The organism is Ferruginibacter sp. (genome assembly GCF_031391665.1).
Taxonomy (GTDB): Bacteria; Bacteroidota; Bacteroidia; order Chitinophagales; family Chitinophagaceae; genus Ferruginibacter.
This window is the reverse complement of record NZ_JANMUN010000097.1, coordinates 26,099-48,657: the sequence shown is the minus strand read 5'-3', so window position 1 is coordinate 48,657 and position 22,559 is coordinate 26,099. Positions and strand designations below refer to the sequence as shown.

Here is a 22,559-nt window from a genome sequence, read left to right as displayed (position 1 = left end):
AAACCACAACATATTTTTTTAAGTATTGCCAAACCGGAAAGAAAAATAAAACTAATAATGCACTGGGTAAAAAAATGGCAACAGCCCCAATTATACATCCCAAAAGCTGCATTTCTTTCCCTTCATTTTTCATTGCCATACCACCGGTAAAAGAAGCAATTGAAAAAACAGGCCCGGGGATTGCACGTACCATGCCTGCACCAGTTAATAACTCCTCCTTTTCAATTCGAATAACATTTTGATCTTTCTTTTGCATCCGTTCTGATGTTGGCCTTGCAACATATTGGTCCAGCATTAAAGGAATCAATACATCTCCCCCACCAAAAACAATACTTCCAAAACGGTAAAAATTTTCAAACAGATTATAAGATTTTCGGTTTTCCCAGTTTTGTTTTCTTGCTGCCTCACTCAAAAAAGCGGCAACTAAAAATATTAAACCAAACAGCCAGATATTTGTCCAGCGAACCTGCCTTGGCTTAATAACATCTTTCTGCGGAATACGCCTGCTGCTGAAATTTGTAGCAATGCCACCGGCAATTATTAACCCCGGAAACACCCACGGCGTTTTAAATAAAAAGTAAGTAGCTGCCATTGCCACCAGCATTATTATTTGTGTAATAAAATTATTTACAGAAATTTTAAAAGCTTTAAATGCTGCATAACCTAAAAAGCCAATAGCCATTGGCTGAATAAATTGAAAGATGCTGGTGTTTAGCTTATCTTTTCCGATACCGGTAACCAAAAAAGACAGACCTCCCATTAAAATGCAGGCGGGCAGTATCCATATAATTAAAGTTACAACAGCTAAGGGTACACCTCCACGTTTGTACCCAATAAGTGTAAGTGTTTGTGTAGATGAGGCACCCGGCAATAACTGGCAAAATGATGTGTACTCCATCAGCTCCTCTTTTGTTAAATCCCTTCTTCTATCCACAAAAGTTTTCATCATCATACCCATATGCCCCTGTGGCCCGCCAAAAGCGGTAACGCTGTGCAGCAACACTGCTTTTAAAAAAGGAATATGCCGGAGTAGTTTCAACGTATCTTAAAAAGATTATTTTTTCAATCCTATTTCTTTAAGGCGCTCATCTAAATACTCCCCGGCAGTAGCATCAGGATATGCTTTTGGATGTGCAGCATCAATGCAACTATCCAGGCACTGAAGGCTCATACTGCTTTTGGGATGAAGGAAAAATGGAATTGAAAAACGGGAAGTGTGCCATAATTCCCGTGCAGGATTTACCACACGGTGAGTAGTGCTGCATAATTTATTGTTAGTTAAACGCTGCAGCATATCACCCACATTTACCACAATTTGCTCGGGTAAAGATGTTACCCCAACCCACTCATTTTGTTTGGTTAAAATTTGTAAACCATCTGCAGAAGCACCAACCAAAAGTGTTATAAGGTTTATATCTTCATGCTGTTCGGCACGTATGGCACTTTTAGGTTCGCTGGTAATTGGCGGGTAGTGTATAGAACGAAGAATAGAATTTCCGTTATGTACATACTCATCAAAATAATGTTCATCCAATCCTAAATACAAAGCAATAGCCTGCAATAAAGCAGTACCCGATTTTTCAAAAGCCCGGTAAGCGCTATCAAATGTGGGGTTAAATTTTGCAATTTGATTTACTGTAACATTTGGCGGATACTCTTCTTCTTTAAAATTATCTCTTGGCACCTGACCGTATTGAAAAAATTCTTTTAAATCCGGCGCATCGCTGCCTTTAGCATGTTCTTTCCCAAAACTTGTGTACCCTCTCTGGCCAGCCAGCTCAGGAATTTCATATTTTCTTTTTTGATCTGAAGGCAGAGAAAAAAACTCCTGAACATATTTGTATAAATCACCGATTAATTCATCGGGAACGCCATGATTTTTTACAGCAACAAAACCAACATCTTCGTAAGCTTTACCCAACTTTTGTACAAAAGCAGCTTTACGAACAGGGTCGCCGCTTAAAAATTCTGCTAAATCAACTGAAGGAATTGCCATATATTTTTCATTTAAGATTAACGAATGTAGATTTGAGTATGAAAAATTACAAAACTTATTGTTTACATCGAACTATTACTCAAAACTTTTTATTTTTTGTAATACTGATTTTATTTTTTTCCTGCGCTAAAAAAAATTTTTCCTCTGCTCCACAATATCAATTTATAAGTGTTGATAAAAAACCTGATTACAATAACTTTGATTACTGGGCTGCTCATCCATGGAAAAAAGACCTGTCGGACAGTGTGCCCAAGCCGTTACGTAAATCCGTTATTACTGATAGTTCGGTTGATGTTTTTTTTCTTCACCCTACCACATTAACGGATAAAAATGATAGCAGGTGGAATGCAGATATTGATGATGCTGTAATAAATTCAAAAACAGATTACTCAACTATTTTATACCAGGCAAGTGCGTTTAACGAGCAAACCAGGGTTTTTGCACCAAGATACAGGCAGGCGAATATAAAGGCATTTTATATTGCTGAAAAAGAAGCGGAAAAATATTTTGATACTGCTTATGAAGATATAAGGACAGCATTTTTATTTTATCTTACCAATTTAAACAATGGCAGGCCAATTATTATTGCAGCACACAGCCAGGGCACAAAGCATGCAGGCAGATTATTAAAAGAATTTTTTGATAATAAGCCTTTACAAAATAAATTAGTTTGTGCTTATATTATTGGATTGCCCGTTCCTGAAAATTACTTTAACAATTTACAACCGTGTAAAGATTCTGCAGCTACAGGATGTTTTGTAAGCTGGCGTACTTATAAAAGAGGTTATAAAATTAATAAGATAGAAAATTTTAAAGCTGTAGTTATTAATCCACTTACATGGACAATGGATACTTCTTTTGTTTCTGCAAAACAAAATATGGGTGGCGTATTATTAAAGTTTAATAAAATTGTACCGCATGTGGTTGATGCCAATATTCATAATAATATTTTATGGACCAGTAAGCCAAAAATTTTTGGGAAGATATTATTCAATAAAAAAAATTATCACATAGGTGATATAAACTTATTTTACATGAATATAAAGCAAAATGTAAAAACAAGAATTGGTGCTTTTTGGAAACGGTAGTTTTCCTATAATAAAAAATTACAAACTAAATCTGGCGCTTATCTCCAGCATCCTGTCAATTGGTTTTTTTGCAGCAATCCGCAATTGTTCATCCATAATAATTTCTGGCAATTCATATTCCATACATAAATACAATTTTTCTAAAGTATTTAATTTCATGTGCGGACAATCATTACAGGCGCAACTGTTATTAGGTGGTGCAGGTATAAAAGTTTTACCAGGATTATTTTTTTGCATTTGATGAAGTATACCGGTTTCAGTAACTACAATAAATTCAGTAGCGGGATCTTTCTCTGTAAATTTTAATAAACCTGTAGTACTGCCGATATAATCAGCAATGGCTAAAACAGGCGCTTCACACTCGGGGTGTGCAATAACTTTTGCTTTTGGATGACGAATTTTTAATTTGGTTATCTTTTCTAAACTAAAAATTTCATGCACCATACAGGCACCATTCCACAGCAACATATTTCTACCCGTTTGTTTGTTGATATAAGCCCCAAGGTTCTTATCTGGTGCAAAAATGATAGGTTGACTTGCCGGAAGGCTCTCTACAATTTTTTGGGCATTAGAAGAGGTACAGATAATATCACTTAAAGCCTTCATACCTGCAGAGCAGTTGATGTAGGTAATTACTAAATGATCGGGGTGTTTATCTTTAAATAATTTAAACAATGGTGGTGGTGCACTGTCGCTTAAAGAGCAGCCTGCTTTTAAATCGGGTAATAAAACTTTTTTAGAAGGATTTAAAATTTTAGCAGTTTCCGCCATAAAGTGAACACCGGCAAAAACAATAATATCAGCATCGGTTGTTGCAGCCTTTTGTGCAAGCCCTAAACTGTCGCCAATAAAATCGGCCACATCCTGTATATCCGGCTCCTGGTAATAGTGCGCCAGTATAATAGCATTCTTTTCTTTTTTTAATCTTTCAATTTCTGCAAACAAATCCATTTCGGGATTAATGTTCAAATCTAAAAAACCGGCGGACTCAATATTTTTTTTTGCGCTGTTAATATCTGTCATAATATGTATTAATACTTATTATTTATATAATCACTTACTACTACTATGGGTGTTAATAAGTGTAAAGAAAATATTTTCTCTGTGATGTAAAATTAAAACCTTTTACTTATCCACCTTCATCCACACATAATTAACATAAATAAAATTACAACTATCAATAAAAAAATACCTGCTGCTGCTGACTTATGTATTTTATTACTTTAATTATAAACACACCGTTAATAAAAAAGGAAGAGGAAAACTAAAACGATCATTTTTTAAAAACCGCTGTTAATATCTATGGTATAAAATATCGTCTGCCAACATTATTATTTTTAAAAACCCTTTCCTTAAAATTTAAACCCATTTTGTAAAGAGTTTTTTATAAAAGAAACCATGGTTATTAACAGTAAAACAACCTTATTAACAAACCATTGTTTAAAACCTTAAAGCAACGGGTATGTTAATAAATAGTATTACCATTTTTTATTACCGGTGTCTAAAACCCTGCCAATACTCAATATTAGCGTTTTAAGCTGCTAAAAATTCAATGTTAATATCTGTTTTTCCCCTATTTTTGCCGTCCATTTTAATTACAGGAAAAATATGCAAATAATTCAAACAATTCGTGATAAAGGTGCTGCGGTGGTAATTGCAGTAATAGCTTTAAGTTTAATAGGCTTTTTATTAATGGATGCTAACTCAGGCACCAAAGGCAGTGGCGGTGGTTTCTTAGGTTCTTCAAACAGTGTAGGTAAAGTAAATGGAGAATCTGTTGAAAAAGCTTTGTTTGATGAAAAATTTACCCAGGCTGATGCAAATGCAGAACAGCAGGCGGCTCAGCAATATGGAGGAAAGCCCGAAGCAGGCCAGTTGAGGCAGCAGGTTTGGGATAATATTGTAGGGTTGAAAATATTTTCTGCCGAAGCTAAAAAGTTAGGCATTGGGTTTACATCTAAAGAATTAAGCAATTTATTTTTTAGCAACGAACAGGGAAATCCTTTTTTACAGGCAGGTGCTGGATTTACCGATCCGGCAACAGGCAGACTTGATGCAGGTAAAGTTGGCCAAAAGATAAGCGAAATGAAAAAGGCTAAAGGAAAAGAAGGTGATAGCTATAACCAAATGACGGAACAAATAAAAGACGGTAGCATTTACGCAAAATATTCAGCATTACTTAACGCCAGTGCATATTACCCAAGCTGGATGCAGGAAAAAGAAAAAGCAGATAATAAAAAATTTTCAAATATTTCTTACGTAGCGGTACCTTATAATGTAATAAGCGACAGTACAATAAAAGTAAGCGACGACGAAATTGAAAGTTATGTGCAAAAACACAAAAACCAATTTAAGCAGGAAGCCGGCCGCATGATATCTTATGTTACTTTTAGCCAATTACCCAGCGGCGAAGACAGCGCAAAAACAAAAGAAATAGTAGCTGGTTTAAAAGAAAGCTTTATTACAGAAACTAATACAAAAGCATTTATAGCAAGAAATACTTCAAGCATAGAATTTGACAGTAACTATCTTCCTAAATCAAGAATTAGCTCGGTAGCAATTGATACTATTATTAAACAACCTGTGGGCACTGTTTATGGCCCTTATGTTGATGGTGCCAATTATGTGATGGCAAAAGTATTAGGCACTAAAACTTTACCTGATAGTTCAAAAGCAAGGCATATATTAATTCCTACTGCAGATCCTCAAACAGGGCAGCCAATTATGGAAGACAGTATTGCTAAGAAAAAAGCCGACAGCATTTTTACAGCAATTAAAGGCGGAGCAGATTTTGCAGTAATGGCAAAACAATTTGGTACAGATGGAACAAAAGATAAAGGTGGCGATTTAGGATTTTTTGGATTTAGTGCACCAATGGTTGAAGAATTTAACCAGGCTATTTTTGGAAAACCTGTAGGAACAACAGAAGTTATCAGAACCCGGTTTGGCTATCATGTAATTGAAATAACAGGAGAAAAAGGATCGATGCCGGCATATAGAATTGCTTTTATGGCAAAAGAAATTTTCTCCAGCGATGCTACCATTGGTAATGCAAATAATAACGCTACTAAATTATCTGGTCAAAAAAGCGGAAAAGACTTTGACGGATATGTTGCTAAAAACGGCTTGCAAAAAATAAACTGGCCAACAATTATAAAAGAAAATGATTACCAGGTAGGTCAACTTAGGGATGCAAGAGGTTTAGTAAGATGGGTATATGAAGCAAAGAAAGGAGACGTAAGTGAACCATTTAATATTAACGATCAGTTTGTAGTGGTAACAGTTGATAACGTACAGGAGGAAGGCACACAAGATGCAAAAACTGCAAGACAAATGGTGGAAGGTGTTATCCGTAACAAGAAGAAAGCCGAAGCCATTATAAAAAATCTTGGTGCTAACCCAACATTAGAAAGTGCTGCCAATGCATACAAGCAACAGGTTTTAACAGCAGGCGCCGACAGCTCCATTACATTTAACAGCCAGATAATTGCTAATGTAGGCCAGGAGCCAAAAGTAATAGGCGCAAGTTTTAATGCCGCAAATCAAACTAAAGTATCGGCACCAATTGAAGGAAATACAGGTGTGTTTGTAATTAAAGTAAACAGTATTGGCGAAAAACCAGCTGATACACCGGAAGCAGAAGCCCAAAGAAAAACGCAGCAAACAACTACCCTGCGCAACCAGGCTGCTGCAGGCTGGCTGGAAGGTTTAAAAAGCCAGGCTACCATTAAAGATAACCGCAGCAAATATTATTGATACAAATAACTTTCTCATTATTCAGCCACGCCATTAAAGCGTGGCTGTTTTAATTTACGGGATAAAGAATTTTTTAAACCGCCGGCTTTGCCGCAATAATATTGCTATAACTTTGCAATATGGAAGAAGATGTAATGATAAATAAGGTTGCAGAAAGCGGCATCATCACTTTAAACCTGGAAGATTATTATCCGCAGGGCGAGGTAGTGCTTTTTGATTTGAAAGATTATTTATTTATGGGTTTGATATTGAAAGAAAAAGATTTTAGAGAAGCCTTAAAAAATTTAGACCTTACACCATACCAGGATAAAAATATAGCTATTACCTGCACTGCCGATGCGGTAATACCCATGTGGGCCAATATGCTGGTGGCCAGTTACCTGCAACCAGTTGCAAAAAATGTAGTTTTTGGTAACGAAGATTTTTTACAGCAAACCTTATTTTTAAAAAATTTGTATAAAATAAACACTGCAGATTATACAGATAAAAGAGTGGTGGTAAAAGGTTGCGGCGAATTACCGGTATCCGAATCGGCGTATGTGGAGATAACCAATTTACTAAGGCCTGTTGTAAAAAGTATAATGTACGGAGAGCCTTGCAGCACTGTGCCAATTTATAAGAAACCGCAAACCCAAAAAGGGGCTTAAAACCAGCCACGCTTTCTAAACATCCTTATCATTGCAAGAGGAATAAACAACATTAACCCTACAGAAATAAAAAAGCCCCATTTATTGTGTAATAATGGAATGATTTCAAAGTTCATACCAAAAATACCACCAATAACGGTGGCGGGTGCAAGCAAACAGGTTACCACCGTCATCACTTTCATCACTTCATTCATTTTTAAATTTACGTTACTTAAATACAGGTCGTTTAAGTTCATCATCATATCCCGGTAGTTTTCGGCCAATTCATTTGCCTGTAAAATATGATCGTAAATATCTTTGAAATATTTTTCTGTTCGTTCTTCAATTAAGTCAGTTTCGCTGCGTAAAATTCCATTTACCAATTCTCTTACCGGCGCAATACTTCTTTTTAAAACAATCATTTCTTTACGCAGCATATTTATTTTTGCAAGCGTACGGGTATTGGCGCTGCGTACAATATCTTCTTCAAGGCCCTCAATTTTTTCTCCCAGCTTTTCCATTACCACAAAATAATTATCTACAATCATGTCAATTAAAGAGTAAAATAAAAAATCGGCTTTTTGCTGGCGAACTTTGCTGCCGTTAATTTTTAATCTTTCCCGCAATGGATTAAAAACATCTCTTGCTGCATCTTCCTGAAAACTGATTACAAAATTTTTGCCCAGTACAAGGCTTATCTGTTCAATTTCTACTGCCGAATCTTTTTCGTTAAAATACATCATGTTTAACAGGCAAAAAAGCAACCCGTCAATTTCATCCATCTTAGGTCGCTGGCCAATACTTAAAATATCTTCGGTAATTAAATAATGGATGCCAAAATGGCCCGATATTTTTTCTACATCGGCTTTACGTAATCCATCAACATTTAGCCAGGTGGTTTTTGGCGAATCTAAATAAGGGAAACAATCCGGCACATTACTCAGCTCCTTTATATCGGCCTGTGTGGCATTGTAATCAAAAACAAAAAGTTTTATTTCATCGGGCTCTATTCTGGTGGCCGCCACGGTAGGATTTACCTGCAATACTTTTTTTGTACGCAGTAAATCCATAGGATTTAAAATATAAGAAAAATACTTTTTGCTTTGTTCAAACATGCTTTATATTTAAAAAAACAATTTACAGAATATTTTTAATACTCTGCATTGTTTTAATTTTCATGAAAGATGCGGTAAGGACTTTATAATTATTAGGGTTTTTATGAAATATTCTGCCGCCATTAACAGTAACCAACTAGCTAAAAAAAGGGTTTGTAAAAAGCACATTATATTTTTTGTTTTGTTGTATTTTATATTAACCTTTGTTATGTCAAGTATTATAAAAATCTCAAACAAGTATTTAATTCTTACTCAACCTCACTTTCTTGTAAAGCCATTGTGGTTTTACAACATTTAATTAAAAAGACTAAAAATCTTTACTAAACCTTTATCGACAAGCCTTTTTTAAAACGATATCAAGGGTTTTATAAGTTTGTATGGGTTTATTACGGAGTTAACGAATTAAGCAAAAAGAATAAGAAATTATTTAAATTTTTTTGATACTGGACCAATGGGTTATACAATGCGAAAAAACAGATTGCTTTTTACTATTGCTTTTATTACACTTGTTATTATACTGCTGCTTTTTAACAGGCTGTACAAAACACTTAGTAATGAATACGAACTTTCAAACAGGCATAATATTGTGTACACCTGTTTTCAAAACCTGTCTAAGCAAATAGGTACTGCTGCAATTATTAATACCGGCATTGTTGATGCCGCCAAACCCACAACCGCAGGAAATTATTTTTTAAAAGACAGTCTTAAAATATGTCAGCAATTACAGCTTTTAAAATCAACGGTAAAAGATTCAATAAATATTAAAGTTGCAGATAAACTGGACAAACTGATAAAAATAGAATTACCATGGCTTTTAAAAAGTAATGTACCGGATTCTATAATTAACCATAAATCGCCGGAACACATTGCCACCCTTTTACAGATTGATAGCGAAATTAATAAAGGGATTAAAAGAACTCTTTTTTTAATTGACCACCGCAGCAATCAGCTGCAAGAAAAATTAAAAAGCCTAAAATTATGGATGACAGGTTTTATAATACTATCCGGTATTCTTATTATTAATACAACTGTAAGTCTTTTCAGACAAAAAAATAAAAGGGAAATAAAAGAAAAAGAACTGGAGATTGTATTTAACCGCATCAATGATGGGGTAATATCTGTTGATAATGACTGGCGCTATACTTTTTTAAATGATGCCGCACTTGTTGCTCATCCGCTGGGTAAAGAGCAAACTTTAGGTAAAAAAATATGGGATGTACACCCCGAACTGCAGGGAACAGTTTTTTGGAATCAATATCACGAAGCAATGACGACAGGAAAGGTGACAGAAATTGAAAATTATTATGCACCTATGGATACTTGGTTTTCCGTTAAAGCTTATCCCTCTGTAAACGGGTTAACCATTTTTTACAAAGATATTAGTGAACAAAAAAGCCTTAAGGCCAGGCAGGATTTGTTTGTATCTATTGTTGATTCTTCAAACGATGCTATTATTAGCAAAACCCTTGTTGGCATAATTACAAGCTGGAACAAAGGAGCAGAAAAAACATTTGGTTATTCTTCAGCAGAAGTTATTGGAAAACACCTCTCCCTGATAATACCTGCCCATCTGCAAAACGAAGAAAAAAATATAACAGAAAAAATCCTTAAAGCAGAGATTGTAGAAAACTACGAAACACAAAGAACAAAAAAGGACGGAACAATTATTTATGTGTCTTTAACAGTGTCACCCATAAAAGATCAATTGGGAAATATTATAGGCGCCTCAAAAATTGCACGTGACATTACTCATCAAAAAGAATCGGAAGAAAACTTAATAAAAAGCGAGAAAATTTACAAAACAATTGCATCAAGTATTCCCGGCTCGGTTATTTGCCTGCTGGATGCAGAATTCCGGTATTTACTTATTGAAGGTGATATGCTGGAACATTTAGGATATTCTAAAGAAAAATTATTGGGTAATAAAGCCGCAGATATTTTACCTGCTGAAATTTTTGAGGAAGTTGAAATTATGTTTAAAAAAACTTTTGAAGGTGAAAATATAACCCGGGAAACAAGTGTAAATGGGTACGATGTTGTATCGAGGTACATACCTTTAAGAGACGACAACAATAAAGTTTATTCAATTATGATTGTTGCTATTGATGTAACCAAATTAAAAAATGCCCAACGGGATGTTGCTGAGCTTAACCGCAGCCTGGAAGAAAAAATAAAAGACCGTACTGAAGAATTAAATCGGAGTAATGAAGAGCTGGAGTCTTTCTCCTATTCCGTATCTCATGATTTGAGGGCTCCGCTAAGGGCTGTAAATGGTTATGCAAGGATACTGGAAGAAGATTATAATAAACTTTTTGATAAAGAAGGTAAAAGGTTGTTGGGAGAGGTACAGTATAATGCAAAAAAGATGGGTATCCTTATTGATGACCTTCTTGCTTTTTCAAAACTGGGAAGAAAAGAAATTGAAACAACAGTTATTGACATGAACAAGCTAACTGAGCAGGCGCTAAATGAAATTAATCAAACAATTGTACATACTGCAGAAATAAAAATTGAAAACTTAATTACAGCAGAAGCAGATTATACCCTAATGTTGCATGTAATGATCAACCTTATAGGTAATGCCATTAAATATTCTTCCAAAAAAGAAAAGCCTTTAATAGAAATTAGATCAAAATCTGAAAACAGTAAAGTTATTTATACCGTAAGTGATAATGGTGCCGGTTTTGATATGGAATATGAACATAAATTATTCGGTGTATTTCAACGCCTTCATTCCGCAGAAGAGTTTAGCGGCACAGGAGTTGGACTTGCAATTGTACAACGCATAATTCAAAAACATAAAGGAAAAATTTGGGCCCAAGGAGAAGTGGAGAAAGGCGCTGCTTTTCATTTCACTTTACCGGGTAAAAAATAAAAACGCAAAGCAATGGAAAATAAAGAAATAGAAATATTACTGGTGGAAGATAATAAAAACGACGCAGAATTAACCATAAGGGCACTCATTAAAAATAATATTGCCAACAATATTATTCATTTAAAGGATGGCGCAAGTGCGCTGGATTTTCTTTTTGGCAACGGAGAATTTAAAAACAGGGATATCAAAAAAAGGCCCAGGCTTATTTTGCTTGATCTTAAAATGCCCAAAGTAGACGGGCTTGAAGTATTAGAAAAAATTAAAGCCAATGATCTTACAAAAAAAATTCCTGTGGTAGTACTTACCTCATCAAAAGAACACCCCGATGTGGAAAAAGCATACGCACTGGGTGCCAACAGCTATATTGTAAAGCCTGTTGAGTTTGACGACTTTGTGAAAGTAATTAGGGAGCTTGGATTTTACTGGCTTCTCCTAAATCAAAACACTGATTAAAAAAATCTGAAGGAAATGGAAAATAAATTAAAAATTTTGCATTTAGAGGATATTCCATTTGATGTAGAAATGGTAGAAAGAGAATTGATAAAAGGAAATATTGAATTTGAAAAATTGGTGGTAGATAATAAAACAGATTTTGAAAAAGCGCTGCATAATTTTTTGCCTGATATAATTTTATCCGATCATTCACTTCCTTCCTTCGACTCGGCAGGAGCGCTTGAACTTACAAAAAATAAAGCACCCGGCATTCCTTTTATACTTGTTACTGCAACAGTATCCGAAGAGTTTGCAGTAAATATATTAAAGCGTGGGGCATCGGATTATATTTTAAAAACCAATCTTAAGCGCCTGCCTGCTGCGGTACAAAACGCCATTGAAAAAAGTAAAATAATACTGGAAAAAGAAAATGCAGAAAAAGAACTGGAACACTCCTACATACAGGTGCGTAAACTTGCAGCACATTTACAGGATGTAAGAGAAAAGGAAAGAGCATCAATAGCAAGAGAAATTCACGATGAGCTGGGGCAATTGTTAACAGCGCTTAAGTTAGATATTTTGTGGCTGGGTTTAAAACTTAAAGAACCCGGAACAGAGCTTAACAAAAAAGTAAAAGTGATGGAAAAATTAGTAAGCTCCGCATTAATAACCGTACGCAAAATTGCCACAGAATTACACCCTGCTCTATTAGACAAACTGGGATTAATAGAAGCCATAAAATGGCAAAGCCGTGAATTTGAAAAAAGAACTGGCGTAAAAATAAAACTTAGCCTTCCTTCCGAACAAATTGATATTTCAAACAGTACTGCAATTGCATTGTTTAGAATTTACCAGGAGTCGCTTACCAATGTTGCCAGGCACGCTGCCGCAACAAATGTTTACTGCACGCTGCAAAAAAATAATGAAGAGCTGGAGCTTACTGTTACCGATGATGGCAAAGGTTTTGATGTAAGTTATATTGAACAGATGCAATCGCTGGGTTTATTGAGCATGAAAGAAAGGGCAGTAATGATTGGCGGTAAATATGAAATTGTTAGCGAGCTTAAAAAAGGAACAAAAGTGCAGGTTGTACTGCCGTTTAATAATTAAATTTTATAACTATTGGCCAGTTCTTTTAATTCCAGCACATTGTTAACCTTCAATTTTTCAAAAACCCTTGTTTTGTGTGTGCCAACAGTAGATAGCTGCAAATTTAAAGTTCGGGATATTTCAGTAATGGTTTGCCCCGATAAAAGTAATGTTGCAACCTCAAATTCCCTTGGAGAAAGCTTGTCAAAAGGATTGTCGGGATTATTGGAAGAAGAAGCATCCGCCAGAATTTCTGCCAGCGATTCGCTGATATATTTTCTATCGTTTAAAACAAGAGTAATGGCTTTATTTATTTCATCAAGCGAAGAGTCTTTAGGCAAAAACCCTTTGGCGCCGGCCTTTAAAAAACGACGGGCATAAATGTTTTCCGAACTCATAGAAAATATAAGCACTTTAGCTTCGGGATATTTTACTCTTACAAATTCCATAAACCCTAAAGTATCACTATTGGGCATGTTAATATCCATCATAACAAGATCGTACTTGTGCTGCTTTAACTTTTCGGAAGCACTGTCGGTATCATCAGCTTCATCAATCTCACAAGGGTTAAATATTTCGGATAATAAACCATTGATGCCCGACCGAACTACAAAGTGATCATCTATCAGTAAAAATCTTTTCATAAACCGGGGATTAGGAAAGTATATAAATATAGTAACTATTCTACACAACTACAATCTTTTCTATTAGTAAAGAGGCTGGATTAATAAGCGATATTTGTACTGTATTTACACAGCACCTTAAAAAAATAGCCGTACACATCCCGTTTTATATCCAATATCAATATAAAGTTTTTAAAAAAAATAAAGCTGAGCAACACCTTAATTTTAAAGTGTTGCTCAGCTTTATTTTAAATACAGTATAACTAAGAGTTAAGTGATAATGCAAACCTGCGGATAAAAATACAGATGCCCGAATAAGGGTTACAATTGTTCATATAACTTTCTCAATTTCTCTCTGGTCATTATTTTTTCCCATTCTTTACCTAAAGCATTTTCCCAAAGCGGTTTCATGCCCAGCGAAACATCAATCATTTTATTAAAATCATCATCGCTTAAATTGGCGCAAATATGTTGCGGTATATCAATATTGTTTTTAGCCACCATCAGTTTAAATTCTTTTACACCTTCGGGATAATAGTCCTGTAATTTATCAAACACAATGCAATTGCCCACACCGTGTTTAGTGCCCAGCAAATAACTTAAACCATAACTAACGGCATGTGCTACCCCAACCTGGCTGTAGGCGATACTCATGCCACCTGCGTAAGATGCCATCATTAATTTATCGTCGCTGTCTGCATCCCAGGTATCTTTATTTACATACACATCCCTGCAAAGCTGTAACGCTTTTTCGCCATAGCTTTTGCTGAACTCATTTAAGTAAGTGCCGGTTAAACTTTCAATGCAGTGAATATAACAATCCATGCCGGTGTAAAAGCGCTGGTTGGCGGGGGCGTTAGCAGTAAGTTCGGGGTCTAAAATTATTTGATCAAAAGGCGTAAAGTCAGAGTTCATGCCCAGTTTTTTTGTGGGGCCGGTTAACACCGTTGTTCTGCTAACCTCGGCGCCGGTGCCGCTTAAAGTAGGAATGCCCACTTTATATACGCCGGGTTGCTTTACTAAATCCCAGCCCTGGTAATCGGCAGAAGAGCCGGAATTGTTCATCATTAAACCAACCGCTTTAGCAAGGTCCATTGCGCTGCCGCCACCAATACCAATTACGCCACTAACGGTTCCAAACTCATCTTTTAATTGCTGCGCTAAACTGTCTACATAAGTTGTTTTAGGCTCGTAGGTAACATCAACATAAATAATTTTATCATTGCCTTTAATCGGAACTCTTACAGCCAAATCTTTTCCATTAAAAAAATGATCCACCAAAAAAATCATTGGTGCATTTGTCTTACGGTGCGGTGCAATAATTTCATCTAACTGATTAAAAGATCCACGGCCATAAACTACATAGCCTACCATTTTAAAATTTCTGAATGCCATAGATTTATTTTGAGGAGCAAAAATACACGAATTTATTTGCCAGAAAGATTTTGCCTTCGGCAAAAATAAGATTGCCACAGAGCCACAGAAGCACAGAAAAATAACGGCATACTTTTGATGATGGCAGAGATAAACAAATTATTTTCTGCTTAGTTTGCAAAATCTAAGGGCTAATTCAACAAATTTGCAGCTCTCTCCAAATCTGCAGGCGTATCAATCTCCACACCCATGTATTGCGTAACCACCATTTTAAGGGGTACACCATTTTCTAAATAACGAAGGCATTCAATTTTTTCCGCAGCCTCTAATGGCGTAATGGGCCAGTTGGTAAAATTTAAAAGCGCCTGTTTGCGAAAAGCATACACGCCAATATGTTCGTAATAAGTAACCGCAACATTTTTATCTCTGGCATAAGGTATTACACTGCGGCTGAAGAAAAGCGAATTCATATTTTTATCAACCGCTACTTTTACATAGTTCGGATCGTTTATAAATTTTTCATCGTATAAAACCTGCATCAGCGATGCCACCTGAACAGTTTCATCATCAAAAACTTTTAATAATTTTTCCAGCGGTTGTTTTTGTACAAAGGGTTCGTCACCCTGAACATTTACTACAATATCAACTTCCATACCGGCAATAGCCTCCGCAATCCTGTCGCTGCCGCTTTCGTGTTGTTTAATACTCATAATGGCTTTGCCACCATGCTGTGTTATTTCGTTAAAAATAATTTCGCTGTCGGTTACCACCATTACTTCATCAAATAAATTGGTGGCAACGGTATTATCGTAAGTGTGGCGGATAACAGTTTTATCTTTCAGCAACTGCATCAGCTTTGCAGGAAAACGTGTGGCGGCATAACGTGCCGGTATCATGGCAATTTTTTTCATCCAGCAAAAATTAATAAATCAAAGTTAACAATTATGTTAGCCGGCCCATAAACCGCCGGTAAAATATGTGATGTTAAAATTAGTTTTAAAAACTATACGGCCATTTATAAAAAACAAATTGAATTTACTATATTTGAATACCAACTTTTTTTCGATTGCTTCTTTATTTATTAAACTAACTGTTATGCAAGCAAGCGAACTGGTACAATCTTATTTAGTAGATGCCAATACCTGGGATGAGATGTATAAAGATGCATCCGTACGGGAACAATATAAAAAAGCGCTAAATTTTTTACAGCAACTGTCTGTTGAGGAGCTGAATAAAAAAGAAGAACTGGCCAAGCGCTTATTTATGAGCCAGGGCATAACATTTACAGTGTACAGCAGCGGCGAAGGCATAGAAAAAATATTCCCCTTTGATATTATACCCCGTATTATTACCGCACCCGAATGGGATTTTATTGAAAAAGGTATTAAGCAACGCCTTAAAGCACTCAATCTTTTTTTAAAAGATATTTACGGCAACCAGTTTATTATTAAAGACGGTGTAATACCGGCGCAAATGATTTACAGTTGTCCGCATTATTTAAGAGAGATGCACAATTTTCCGGTGCCGTATGATATTTATGTTCACATATCGGGCATTGATCTTATCAGAGACAGCGATGGTTCTTTTTATATTTTAGAAGATAACCTGCGTACGCCAAGCGGTGTAAGTTATATGTTAGAGAACAGGGAAATTACAAAACGCATTTTTCCTGATTTGCTGCCTCAAAATAATGTACGCAGTGTAACGGAATACCCAACAATTTTACATAAAAATTTAGTGTCGCTTTCACCCAGGCAAATTTATAACCCCACAATAGTTTTATTAACGCCGGGTATTTACAACTCGGCATATTTTGAGCATACTACATTAGCAAGAATGATGGGTGTGGAGCTGGTGGAAGGAAAAGATTTGGTGGTGGATAATCATAAAGTGTTTATGAAAACTACCGCTGGTCTGCAACAGGTAGATGTTATTTACCGAAGGGTGGATGATGATTTTTTAGATCCGCTTGTTTTTGATCCCGGCAGTGTATTGGGTGTTGCTGGTATAATGAGTGCTTACAGAAAAGGAAATGTGGCCATTGTAAATGCAGTGGGTAATGGCGTGGCCGACGATAAAGCCATTTACACATTTGTGCCAGCCATGATTCGTTATTATTTAAATGAAGAACCGTTATTAAAAAATGTACCCACCTATCAATTAGGTAAAGAGGAAGAAAGAGAACATGTATTTAAGAATATAGAAAAGATGGTGATTAAAAAAACCAATGCCAGCGGCGGCTATGGTATGCTGATGGGCAGTGCTGCTACCGGGGAAGAAATTGAAGATTATAAAAAAGAAGTGATTGATAACCCCCGTGAATTTATTGCACAACCAATAATCAGTTTATCAAGTTGCCCCTGTTACATGAATGGTACTTTAAAAGCCCGCCGTGTAGATCTGCGGCCTTATGCATTATGCGGTCCCGGTGGAATTGAAATTGTGCCGGGAGGTTTAACAAGGGTAGCACTTAAAGAAGGATCGCTGGTGGTAAATTCATCGCAGGGCGGCGGCAGTAAAGATACCTGGGTGCTGGGCCCCTCCTAACCTCCCGGAGGGGAGGAAAATTGCGAAGAACAAAGTGAGGAGTTTTTCGAAAAAATGAATCAGTCAAAAATTAATTTAATAACAGTAAAACATAATCTTCCAGTCAATGTATAATATTTTCCTCCCCGAAGGGGGAGGATAGCAGGGGCTGGGGGCTTTATATTATTTATGCTAAGCAGAGTTGCAGATAGTTTATACTGGATGAGTCGTTACATGGAAAGAGCAGATGGAATTTTAAGAATGCTTAAAATTAATTATGCTTCTTCGCAGGATGATATGCAGGAATTTAGCTGGAAACCGGTATTGAAAATATTTACTTTTTTAAAAGAGGAACAGGCTGAAGCTCTTGCAAAAAATACAAGAGGTGTTTTGCAATTTATGGTTACCGGTAAGGATAACCCCAATTCGGTAATGAATATAGTAATACAGGCAAGAGAAAATGCCAGAAGCGTACAAGACCATATAACTAAAGAGATGTGGCAATGCCTTAACGATTTTTACCACACAGTGCGGCAGGAAAAATTGATGGAGCAGCTGCAAAAGGAAGACCCTATTTCGGTGCTGGATACCCTTATTAAAGAAGGCCTTTTATATTATGGTACTACAGACGTTACTATGGCAAGAGGCGAAGGCAACTCTTTCATTAATATTGGAAAATTATTAGAACGGGCCATTCAATCTGCAGATATATTAGATGTAAAATTCAGCGATTTAAATTATCAGCTAGATAAACCTGCAGACGCTACGTATTGGAAATATATGCTGATGTCGATATCCGGTTATGAATTATATTTAAAAACTTACCGCAGTGGGTTTGAAGCAAAAAATGTAATGGAACAAATTATATTGAATGAAAATTTTCCCCGATCGGTAATTTATTCGGTAAACCATTTGCATAAATATTTTTACAGGTTAAAAAACGATAAAAGTGCAGCAGCATTTAACGAAATTGATTTTATGATTGGTAAACTGCAGAGCAAAATAAAATTCTCCACATCGGATACAATTATTTTTGAAGGCCTGCACCATTTTTTGGCAGAAACAAAAGCATCACTTTTTCAAATAGGCACCACATTAAGTAAAAATTATTTTGGTAAAAGTTAAATAGAAATACGTGAGTGAAGTACGCATTAAATTCATAGCTTTCACTGAAGATTTATAACACACAATTTAAAATTATAAAAAGCACTAACAAATGCCCCGGTTTAAAATACAACACACTACAAAATACACTTATCCCGAACCTGTAATGGACAGCGCTAATCAAATAATGCTTTATCCTTTAAAAGATGAATATCAACAGTTGCAAATGCAGCAAATATTTATAACCGGCAATCCTTTTGTTGAAATATTTACTGATTATTATAACAACCAGATTGGTTCGTTTATGAATATTGCACCGCATGCCGAATTGCGGATCGACTCTGCCGTTTCGGTAATAACAACGCCAAGGCCTTTTCCGCAGGATGATACAGAAACACCTGCACAATGGGCACACCTTGAAGAAATAAAATTTATGGCGCCCTTTATAGATTTTTTAAAGCAGGAAAATTTTAAAGATTTAGCAGAGGTAAAAAAAATTGCTGATGCTGGTTTTTATAAAACCGTATCGGTATTTACAGCAATCAAGCAATTGAATGAGTACGTTTATAATAACTTTAATTACATAAAAGGTATAACAACGGTAGAAACAACACTGGATGAAATATGGGACATTAAAGCCGGCGTGTGCCAGGACTTTGCACATATTTTATTGGTGATGCTCCGGTTATTATGTATTCCGGCAAGGTATGTAAGTGGCTACGTTTGCCCCAACGATAACAGCCTGCGTGGCGTTGGTGCAACACATGCCTGGGTAGAAGCCTATATACCTTTTTATGGCTGGCTGGGTATTGACCCTACAAACAATTGTGTGGTAAATGATTTGCATGTACGCCTGGCCATTGGCAGAAATTTTAACGATTGCTCACCCGTAAAGGGAACGTATAAAGGCACGGCAAAACAAACATTAGAAGTAGGCGTAACAGTAACACACGAGGATGGAAAAATTGCAAAACAAGATGCTTCTATATTAACACCACAACTGGTAAGTGCTTTGTTGATAAATGACGAAGAGGATGGCAACTCATACAGAAGGTATATGCAGATGGTGCAGCAGCAACAGTAATTTATAATTACTCGTGCAAATCATCTTCATTAACAGTGCTGGGCATAGTTTTACTTTCGTAACCGCATTTACCGCATTGATAAATACTTTCGGCAGCCACTGCATAACTGGAAAACATCCATGTAAATATTGCAGTTATAAAATTTGAAGCACCGGGTTTTGTTACTAATGTAATTTGTGCAGCACCACATTGCGGACATTTAACCGATTGCAAATATTCTTCATCAAACTGTTGTAATATTTTTTTTGCTTCTTCAGCATCTTGTTCTTTTACCACCAGCTTTATACCACCAATGGCATTGGATAATATGGGATCGATAGTTACGGTATGTTCATCTTTTAAATAACATTCCACACCAGCATCCTGTAATTTGGTAAGGGTGATGCTGGCTAAAAAATAATTATCAAAACTGCGGAGCGTTATTATATTCATAGGGTTGTTTTATCTTCCAAAATCATCACCATATTCTTCGGCGTATTTTTCAAATTTTTTTATTAGGGCAATATTTGTTTTTTCAATACCGGTTAAATCATTTTTTACATCAACCGTGTTGGGTATGTACCAGTCTTTATCTTCAAACTGTTCTCTTAAATCTTTCTTTTTAAAACAATAACCATGGCGGGCAAAAATTTCGTTACGCATTACCTGCAAATCTTCCTTCATTAAATTATTTACATCCTCTTCCTTTAATAAACGTTTAGATGCCTGCGGATACTGTCCCACATCAACCAAATATTTAAAAATATTTCTGGTAAGAGAAAAATCTTTTGCGCCACCATGGCTATCTTCTTTGTAAGGTGTCCAGTTACCCGTAATTGCATTGGGATTTTTTTCTTCAAAAGAAATAGTAAACATACCGTCGTATTTATCATCGCCGGGTTCTTTAGCAACAATGGAATAAATGCCATTACTGTTTTTAGCCAAACCGCTAAACGGACGGTCGTTTCCACCAACCACACTCCTGCCTTCTATACTATCGCCTAAAACTTTTGTAATTAAAAGTGTAATCTTATTATCACCAAAGGGCCCAACAAAAGAACCCAGCAGCGGCGAATTGATAATTGACGCCACCATAGTTTCTTTAACATCTTTATTATTTGTTTGTTCTGTATTTTTATTGTTTGAATTACAGGAAATAAAAACAACAGCAATGCAAAGAAGAAAAAAAATATTTTTCATAACAAAACATTTAATTACTGTAAAATAACGTTTTGTTGCTAACCTACAAAAACATATTTGGCATTACAGCACTTATACTGCTGGCATTTTTTTCTTTTTTAATGCTGCGGATAATTTTTATTTACATACCGGTAAAAAACGATGCCGGCTTTTTACAATTAAAGCAGGAGTACATACATATTACCGAATGGCGTGTGGCTTTTTTTACACATGTATTTACCAGTATGCTGGTGCTTGTTGCAGGCTTTACGCAGTTTAGTAAAAAGTTTTTAAAGCAGCAACCAAGGCTGCACCGTACTGTGGGTTATGTTTATGTAATTAATATTTTAATGGTAACGGGCCCATCGGGTTTATTAATGAGTTTTTATGCAAATGGCGGCACAAGTTCTCAATTAGCATTTGTATTGCTTTCTGTTTTGTGGATTGGTTTTACCGCAATGGCATTATACAAAGCCATTAAAAAAGATTTTAAAGCACACCGCATTTTTATGATACGCAGTTTTGCTTTAACACTTTCGGCCATAACGCTCCGTTGCTGGAAAGTGCTGCTGGTAAATTTTACCGATATACAACCGATGGACCGCTACCGGATTATTGCATGGCTGGGCTGGACGCTGAATTTAATTATTGCCGAATGGATAATTTATAAATACTTCAGCAGAAAAAAACAATTATTTACTGCGGCTTAATTTAAACTCTTTATTGTTTGCCATCAATTATTAAAGGTGTATTTCCTTTACCCATTACAATAACTTTTGCATTGGCACTCAACGCCAGTTCTTTCATGGCTTTAATTTGTTCGTACTGTAATTGCTGGTCGGTAAGGCCGGTATTGATGATGCGTTGATAATCGGCAATACCCTGTGCCTCCACTCTTTTACGTTCGGCTTCCTGTTTTTCTTTTAATAAAACAAACTCCATTTTTTTAGCATCCTGCTCTGCATTTATCTTAGATTCGATAGATGCTTTTACCGAATTGGGTAAAGTGATATTTCTTACTAATAATTGCTCCAGCATTAAACCACGTTTTTTAAAATCATCTTCAATACTTTTATAAATGCGCTGCTGAAACTCATCTCTTTTATTGCCAAACAGATCTACCGCCTGGTAATACACGGCATTGTCACGTATTTTTGTACGGGTAATGGGGCGTACAATTTTATCCCTGTAATCATCGCCGGTTTCTCTTAATAATTTTGGCGCATCGGCTGCAACTATCCTGTATAAAACGGTAAGATCGATCGTTACTTCAAGGCCATCGCTGGTTAATACTTTAATGGCATCATCTCCTGCTTTTTGTCCTTCATCATTTACGCCACTCATGGTATAGTTTTGTGTTTTTACATCTAACTTTTTTACGTCCAGCAGGGGATTAATAAAATGCAGGCCGCTGCCCATAATATCATTTTGAATACTGCCAAATAAAATTTTTACACCCACCTGCCCGGCATCAATTTGTTTTACACAACTGGTAATAATACCGAGTGCTATAAAAACAACACCAACAATACGGCCCACCGGGATAAATTTTTGTAAAGCTGCATTGCTTTTTAAAAGCACGGCAGAAAGAATTAAAATGATAATGCCTAAAATGATTAAAGCCATGGTTGGTTAGTTTAGGGTTGTAAGTTCGGAAGAAGAATTAAGATTTTAAGGAATTGTTTTTTGGAGAAAATTAAAAGAGCTCAGCA

General features: G+C 36.0%; 20 protein-coding genes. 10 read left to right on the top strand and 10 right to left on the bottom strand.

Translation table 11 applies throughout. The features are described 5' to 3' along the window. Both ACY651_RS07695 and ACY651_RS07690 read right to left on the bottom strand, forming a co-directional pair. On the bottom strand, positions 1-1,039 hold a 1,039-nt coding region (locus ACY651_RS07695), incomplete at its 3' end, for a chromate transporter (RefSeq protein ID WP_462251345.1). 15 nt (positions 1,040-1,054) lie between these two features. Further along, entirely contained in the window at positions 1,055-1,996 is a 942-nt protein-coding gene (locus tag ACY651_RS07690) for an isopenicillin N synthase family dioxygenase (protein WP_462251343.1), read from the bottom strand. 38 nt (positions 1,997-2,034) lie between these two features. On the opposite strand from ACY651_RS07690, the gene ACY651_RS07685 reads away from it, so the two are divergent. Further along, entirely contained in the window at positions 2,035-3,084 is a 1,050-nt protein-coding gene (locus ACY651_RS07685) for a DUF3089 domain-containing protein (RefSeq protein ID WP_462251341.1), read from the top strand. Between the two features lie 18 nt (positions 3,085-3,102). Here the strand turns inward: ACY651_RS07685 and nadA are convergent, their stop codons facing one another. Next, positions 3,103-4,107 carry a quinolinate synthase NadA gene (gene nadA, locus ACY651_RS07680; protein ID WP_462251339.1) on the bottom strand — a complete coding sequence of 335 codons (1,005 nt, stop codon included), beginning with the start codon at positions 4,105-4,107 and terminating at the stop codon, positions 3,103-3,105. Between the two features lie 585 nt (positions 4,108-4,692). On the opposite strand from nadA, the gene ACY651_RS07675 reads away from it, so the two are divergent. Both ACY651_RS07675 and ACY651_RS07670 read left to right on the top strand, forming a co-directional pair. Then, positions 4,693-6,840, top strand: coding sequence for a peptidylprolyl isomerase (locus ACY651_RS07675; RefSeq protein WP_462251337.1), 2,148 nt, complete (start codon positions 4,693-4,695; stop codon positions 6,838-6,840). Positions 6,841-6,959: 119 nt separating this feature from the next. After that, positions 6,960-7,487 carry a DUF2480 family protein gene (locus tag ACY651_RS07670; RefSeq protein WP_462251335.1) on the top strand — a complete coding sequence of 176 codons (528 nt, stop codon included), beginning with the start codon at positions 6,960-6,962 and terminating at the stop codon, positions 7,485-7,487. Here ACY651_RS07670 and corA read toward each other — a convergent pair. After that, on the bottom strand, positions 7,484-8,581 hold the full coding sequence (gene corA / locus ACY651_RS07665; protein WP_462251333.1) for a magnesium/cobalt transporter CorA: 1,098 nt from the start codon (positions 8,579-8,581) through the stop codon (positions 7,484-7,486). The genes ACY651_RS07670 and corA overlap by 4 nt on opposite strands. A 463-nt stretch (positions 8,582-9,044) precedes the next feature. Here corA and ACY651_RS07660 point away from each other — a divergent pair, with 463 nt between their 5' ends. Genes ACY651_RS07660 through ACY651_RS07650 form a run of 3 tightly spaced genes read left to right on the top strand, consistent with a single transcriptional unit; the run spans position 9,045 to position 12,998 of the window. Then, positions 9,045-11,456 (top strand): sensor histidine kinase, encoded by a 2,412-nt coding sequence (locus tag ACY651_RS07660; RefSeq protein WP_462251331.1) that lies wholly within the window; start codon positions 9,045-9,047, stop codon positions 11,454-11,456. A gap of 12 nt (positions 11,457-11,468) precedes the next feature. Then, positions 11,469-11,909, top strand: coding sequence for a response regulator (locus tag ACY651_RS07655; protein ID WP_462251329.1), 441 nt, complete (start codon positions 11,469-11,471; stop codon positions 11,907-11,909). 15 nt (positions 11,910-11,924) lie between these two features. Next, positions 11,925-12,998, top strand: coding sequence for a hybrid sensor histidine kinase/response regulator (locus tag ACY651_RS07650; protein WP_462251327.1), 1,074 nt, complete (start codon positions 11,925-11,927; stop codon positions 12,996-12,998). On the opposite strand, the gene ACY651_RS07645 is transcribed toward ACY651_RS07650, so the two are convergent. From ACY651_RS07645 to kdsB, 3 genes are all read right to left on the bottom strand, one after another. After that, positions 12,995-13,621 (bottom strand): response regulator, encoded by a 627-nt coding sequence (locus tag ACY651_RS07645; protein ID WP_462251325.1) that lies wholly within the window; start codon positions 13,619-13,621, stop codon positions 12,995-12,997. The genes ACY651_RS07650 and ACY651_RS07645 overlap by 4 nt on opposite strands. 300 nt (positions 13,622-13,921) lie before the next feature. Continuing rightward, positions 13,922-14,995: an iron-containing alcohol dehydrogenase family protein gene (locus ACY651_RS07640; RefSeq protein ID WP_462251323.1), complete on the bottom strand. Its 1,074-nt coding sequence runs from the start codon at positions 14,993-14,995 to the stop codon at positions 13,922-13,924. A 170-nt stretch (positions 14,996-15,165) separates the two neighbouring features. Beyond that, positions 15,166-15,885 (bottom strand): 3-deoxy-manno-octulosonate cytidylyltransferase, encoded by a 720-nt coding sequence (kdsB, locus tag ACY651_RS07635; RefSeq protein WP_462251321.1) that lies wholly within the window; start codon positions 15,883-15,885, stop codon positions 15,166-15,168. A gap of 184 nt (positions 15,886-16,069) precedes the next feature. Here kdsB and ACY651_RS07630 point away from each other — a divergent pair, with 184 nt between their 5' ends. The 3 genes from ACY651_RS07630 (at position 16,070) to ACY651_RS07620 (ending at position 19,688) form a co-directional block, all read left to right on the top strand. After that, the gene (locus ACY651_RS07630; protein WP_462251319.1) at positions 16,070-17,521 is read left to right on the top strand and encodes a circularly permuted type 2 ATP-grasp protein; all 1,452 of its coding nucleotides are present in this window, start codon (positions 16,070-16,072) and stop codon (positions 17,519-17,521) included. Between the two features lie 168 nt (positions 17,522-17,689). Beyond that, positions 17,690-18,625, top strand: coding sequence for an alpha-E domain-containing protein (locus ACY651_RS07625; RefSeq protein WP_462251317.1), 936 nt, complete (start codon positions 17,690-17,692; stop codon positions 18,623-18,625). A 91-nt stretch (positions 18,626-18,716) separates the two neighbouring features. Beyond that, positions 18,717-19,688 (top strand): transglutaminase family protein, encoded by a 972-nt coding sequence (locus ACY651_RS07620; protein ID WP_462251315.1) that lies wholly within the window; start codon positions 18,717-18,719, stop codon positions 19,686-19,688. A gap of 7 nt (positions 19,689-19,695) precedes the next feature. Here ACY651_RS07620 and ACY651_RS07615 read toward each other — a convergent pair whose 3' ends face one another. Further along, on the bottom strand, positions 19,696-20,121 hold the full coding sequence (locus tag ACY651_RS07615) for a putative signal transducing protein (protein WP_462251313.1): 426 nt from the start codon (positions 20,119-20,121) through the stop codon (positions 19,696-19,698). Positions 20,122-20,130: 9 nt separating this feature from the next. Next, entirely contained in the window at positions 20,131-20,868 is a 738-nt protein-coding gene (locus tag ACY651_RS07610) for a YARHG domain-containing protein (protein ID WP_462251311.1), read from the bottom strand. 32 nt (positions 20,869-20,900) lie between these two features. Here ACY651_RS07610 and ACY651_RS07605 point away from each other — a divergent pair, with 32 nt between their 5' ends. Further along, on the top strand, positions 20,901-21,557 hold the full coding sequence (locus ACY651_RS07605; RefSeq protein ID WP_462251309.1) for a DUF2306 domain-containing protein: 657 nt from the start codon (positions 20,901-20,903) through the stop codon (positions 21,555-21,557). Positions 21,558-21,567: 10 nt separating this feature from the next. Here ACY651_RS07605 and ACY651_RS07600 read toward each other — a convergent pair whose 3' ends face one another. Then, positions 21,568-22,473, bottom strand: a complete 906-nt coding sequence (locus ACY651_RS07600; protein WP_462251307.1) for a prohibitin family protein — start codon at positions 22,471-22,473, stop codon at positions 21,568-21,570. Positions 22,474-22,559 lie beyond the last annotated feature (86 nt).

Bases quoted from the DNA above. Each gene is read 5' to 3' on its own strand.
- ACY651_RS07650 (WP_462251327.1), top strand. From the start codon at position 11,925: ATGGAAAATAAATTAAAAATTTTGCATTTAGAGGATATTCCATTTGAT.
- ACY651_RS07660 (WP_462251331.1), top strand. From the start codon at position 9,045: ATGCGAAAAAACAGATTGCTTTTTACTATTGCTTTTATTACACTTGTT.
- ACY651_RS07600 (WP_462251307.1), bottom strand. From the start codon at position 22,473: ATGGCTTTAATCATTTTAGGCATTATCATTTTAATTCTTTCTGCCGTG.
- nadA (WP_462251339.1), bottom strand. From the start codon at position 4,107: ATGACAGATATTAACAGCGCAAAAAAAAATATTGAGTCCGCCGGTTTT.
- corA (WP_462251333.1), bottom strand. From the start codon at position 8,581: ATGTTTGAACAAAGCAAAAAGTATTTTTCTTATATTTTAAATCCTATG.
- ACY651_RS07640 (WP_462251323.1), bottom strand. From the start codon at position 14,995: ATGGCATTCAGAAATTTTAAAATGGTAGGCTATGTAGTTTATGGCCGT.
- ACY651_RS07690 (WP_462251343.1), bottom strand. From the start codon at position 1,996: ATGGCAATTCCTTCAGTTGATTTAGCAGAATTTTTAAGCGGCGACCCT.
- ACY651_RS07675 (WP_462251337.1), top strand. From the start codon at position 4,693: ATGCAAATAATTCAAACAATTCGTGATAAAGGTGCTGCGGTGGTAATT.
- ACY651_RS07630 (WP_462251319.1), top strand. From the start codon at position 16,070: ATGCAAGCAAGCGAACTGGTACAATCTTATTTAGTAGATGCCAATACC.
- ACY651_RS07620 (WP_462251315.1), top strand. From the start codon at position 18,717: ATGCCCCGGTTTAAAATACAACACACTACAAAATACACTTATCCCGAA.
- kdsB (WP_462251321.1), bottom strand. From the start codon at position 15,885: ATGAAAAAAATTGCCATGATACCGGCACGTTATGCCGCCACACGTTTT.
- ACY651_RS07625 (WP_462251317.1), top strand. From the start codon at position 17,690: ATGCTAAGCAGAGTTGCAGATAGTTTATACTGGATGAGTCGTTACATG.
- ACY651_RS07610 (WP_462251311.1), bottom strand. From the start codon at position 20,868: ATGAAAAATATTTTTTTTCTTCTTTGCATTGCTGTTGTTTTTATTTCC.
- ACY651_RS07615 (WP_462251313.1), bottom strand. From the start codon at position 20,121: ATGAATATAATAACGCTCCGCAGTTTTGATAATTATTTTTTAGCCAGC.
- ACY651_RS07655 (WP_462251329.1), top strand. From the start codon at position 11,469: ATGGAAAATAAAGAAATAGAAATATTACTGGTGGAAGATAATAAAAAC.
- ACY651_RS07685 (WP_462251341.1), top strand. From the start codon at position 2,035: ATGAAAAATTACAAAACTTATTGTTTACATCGAACTATTACTCAAAAC.
- ACY651_RS07645 (WP_462251325.1), bottom strand. From the start codon at position 13,621: ATGAAAAGATTTTTACTGATAGATGATCACTTTGTAGTTCGGTCGGGC.
- ACY651_RS07670 (WP_462251335.1), top strand. From the start codon at position 6,960: ATGGAAGAAGATGTAATGATAAATAAGGTTGCAGAAAGCGGCATCATC.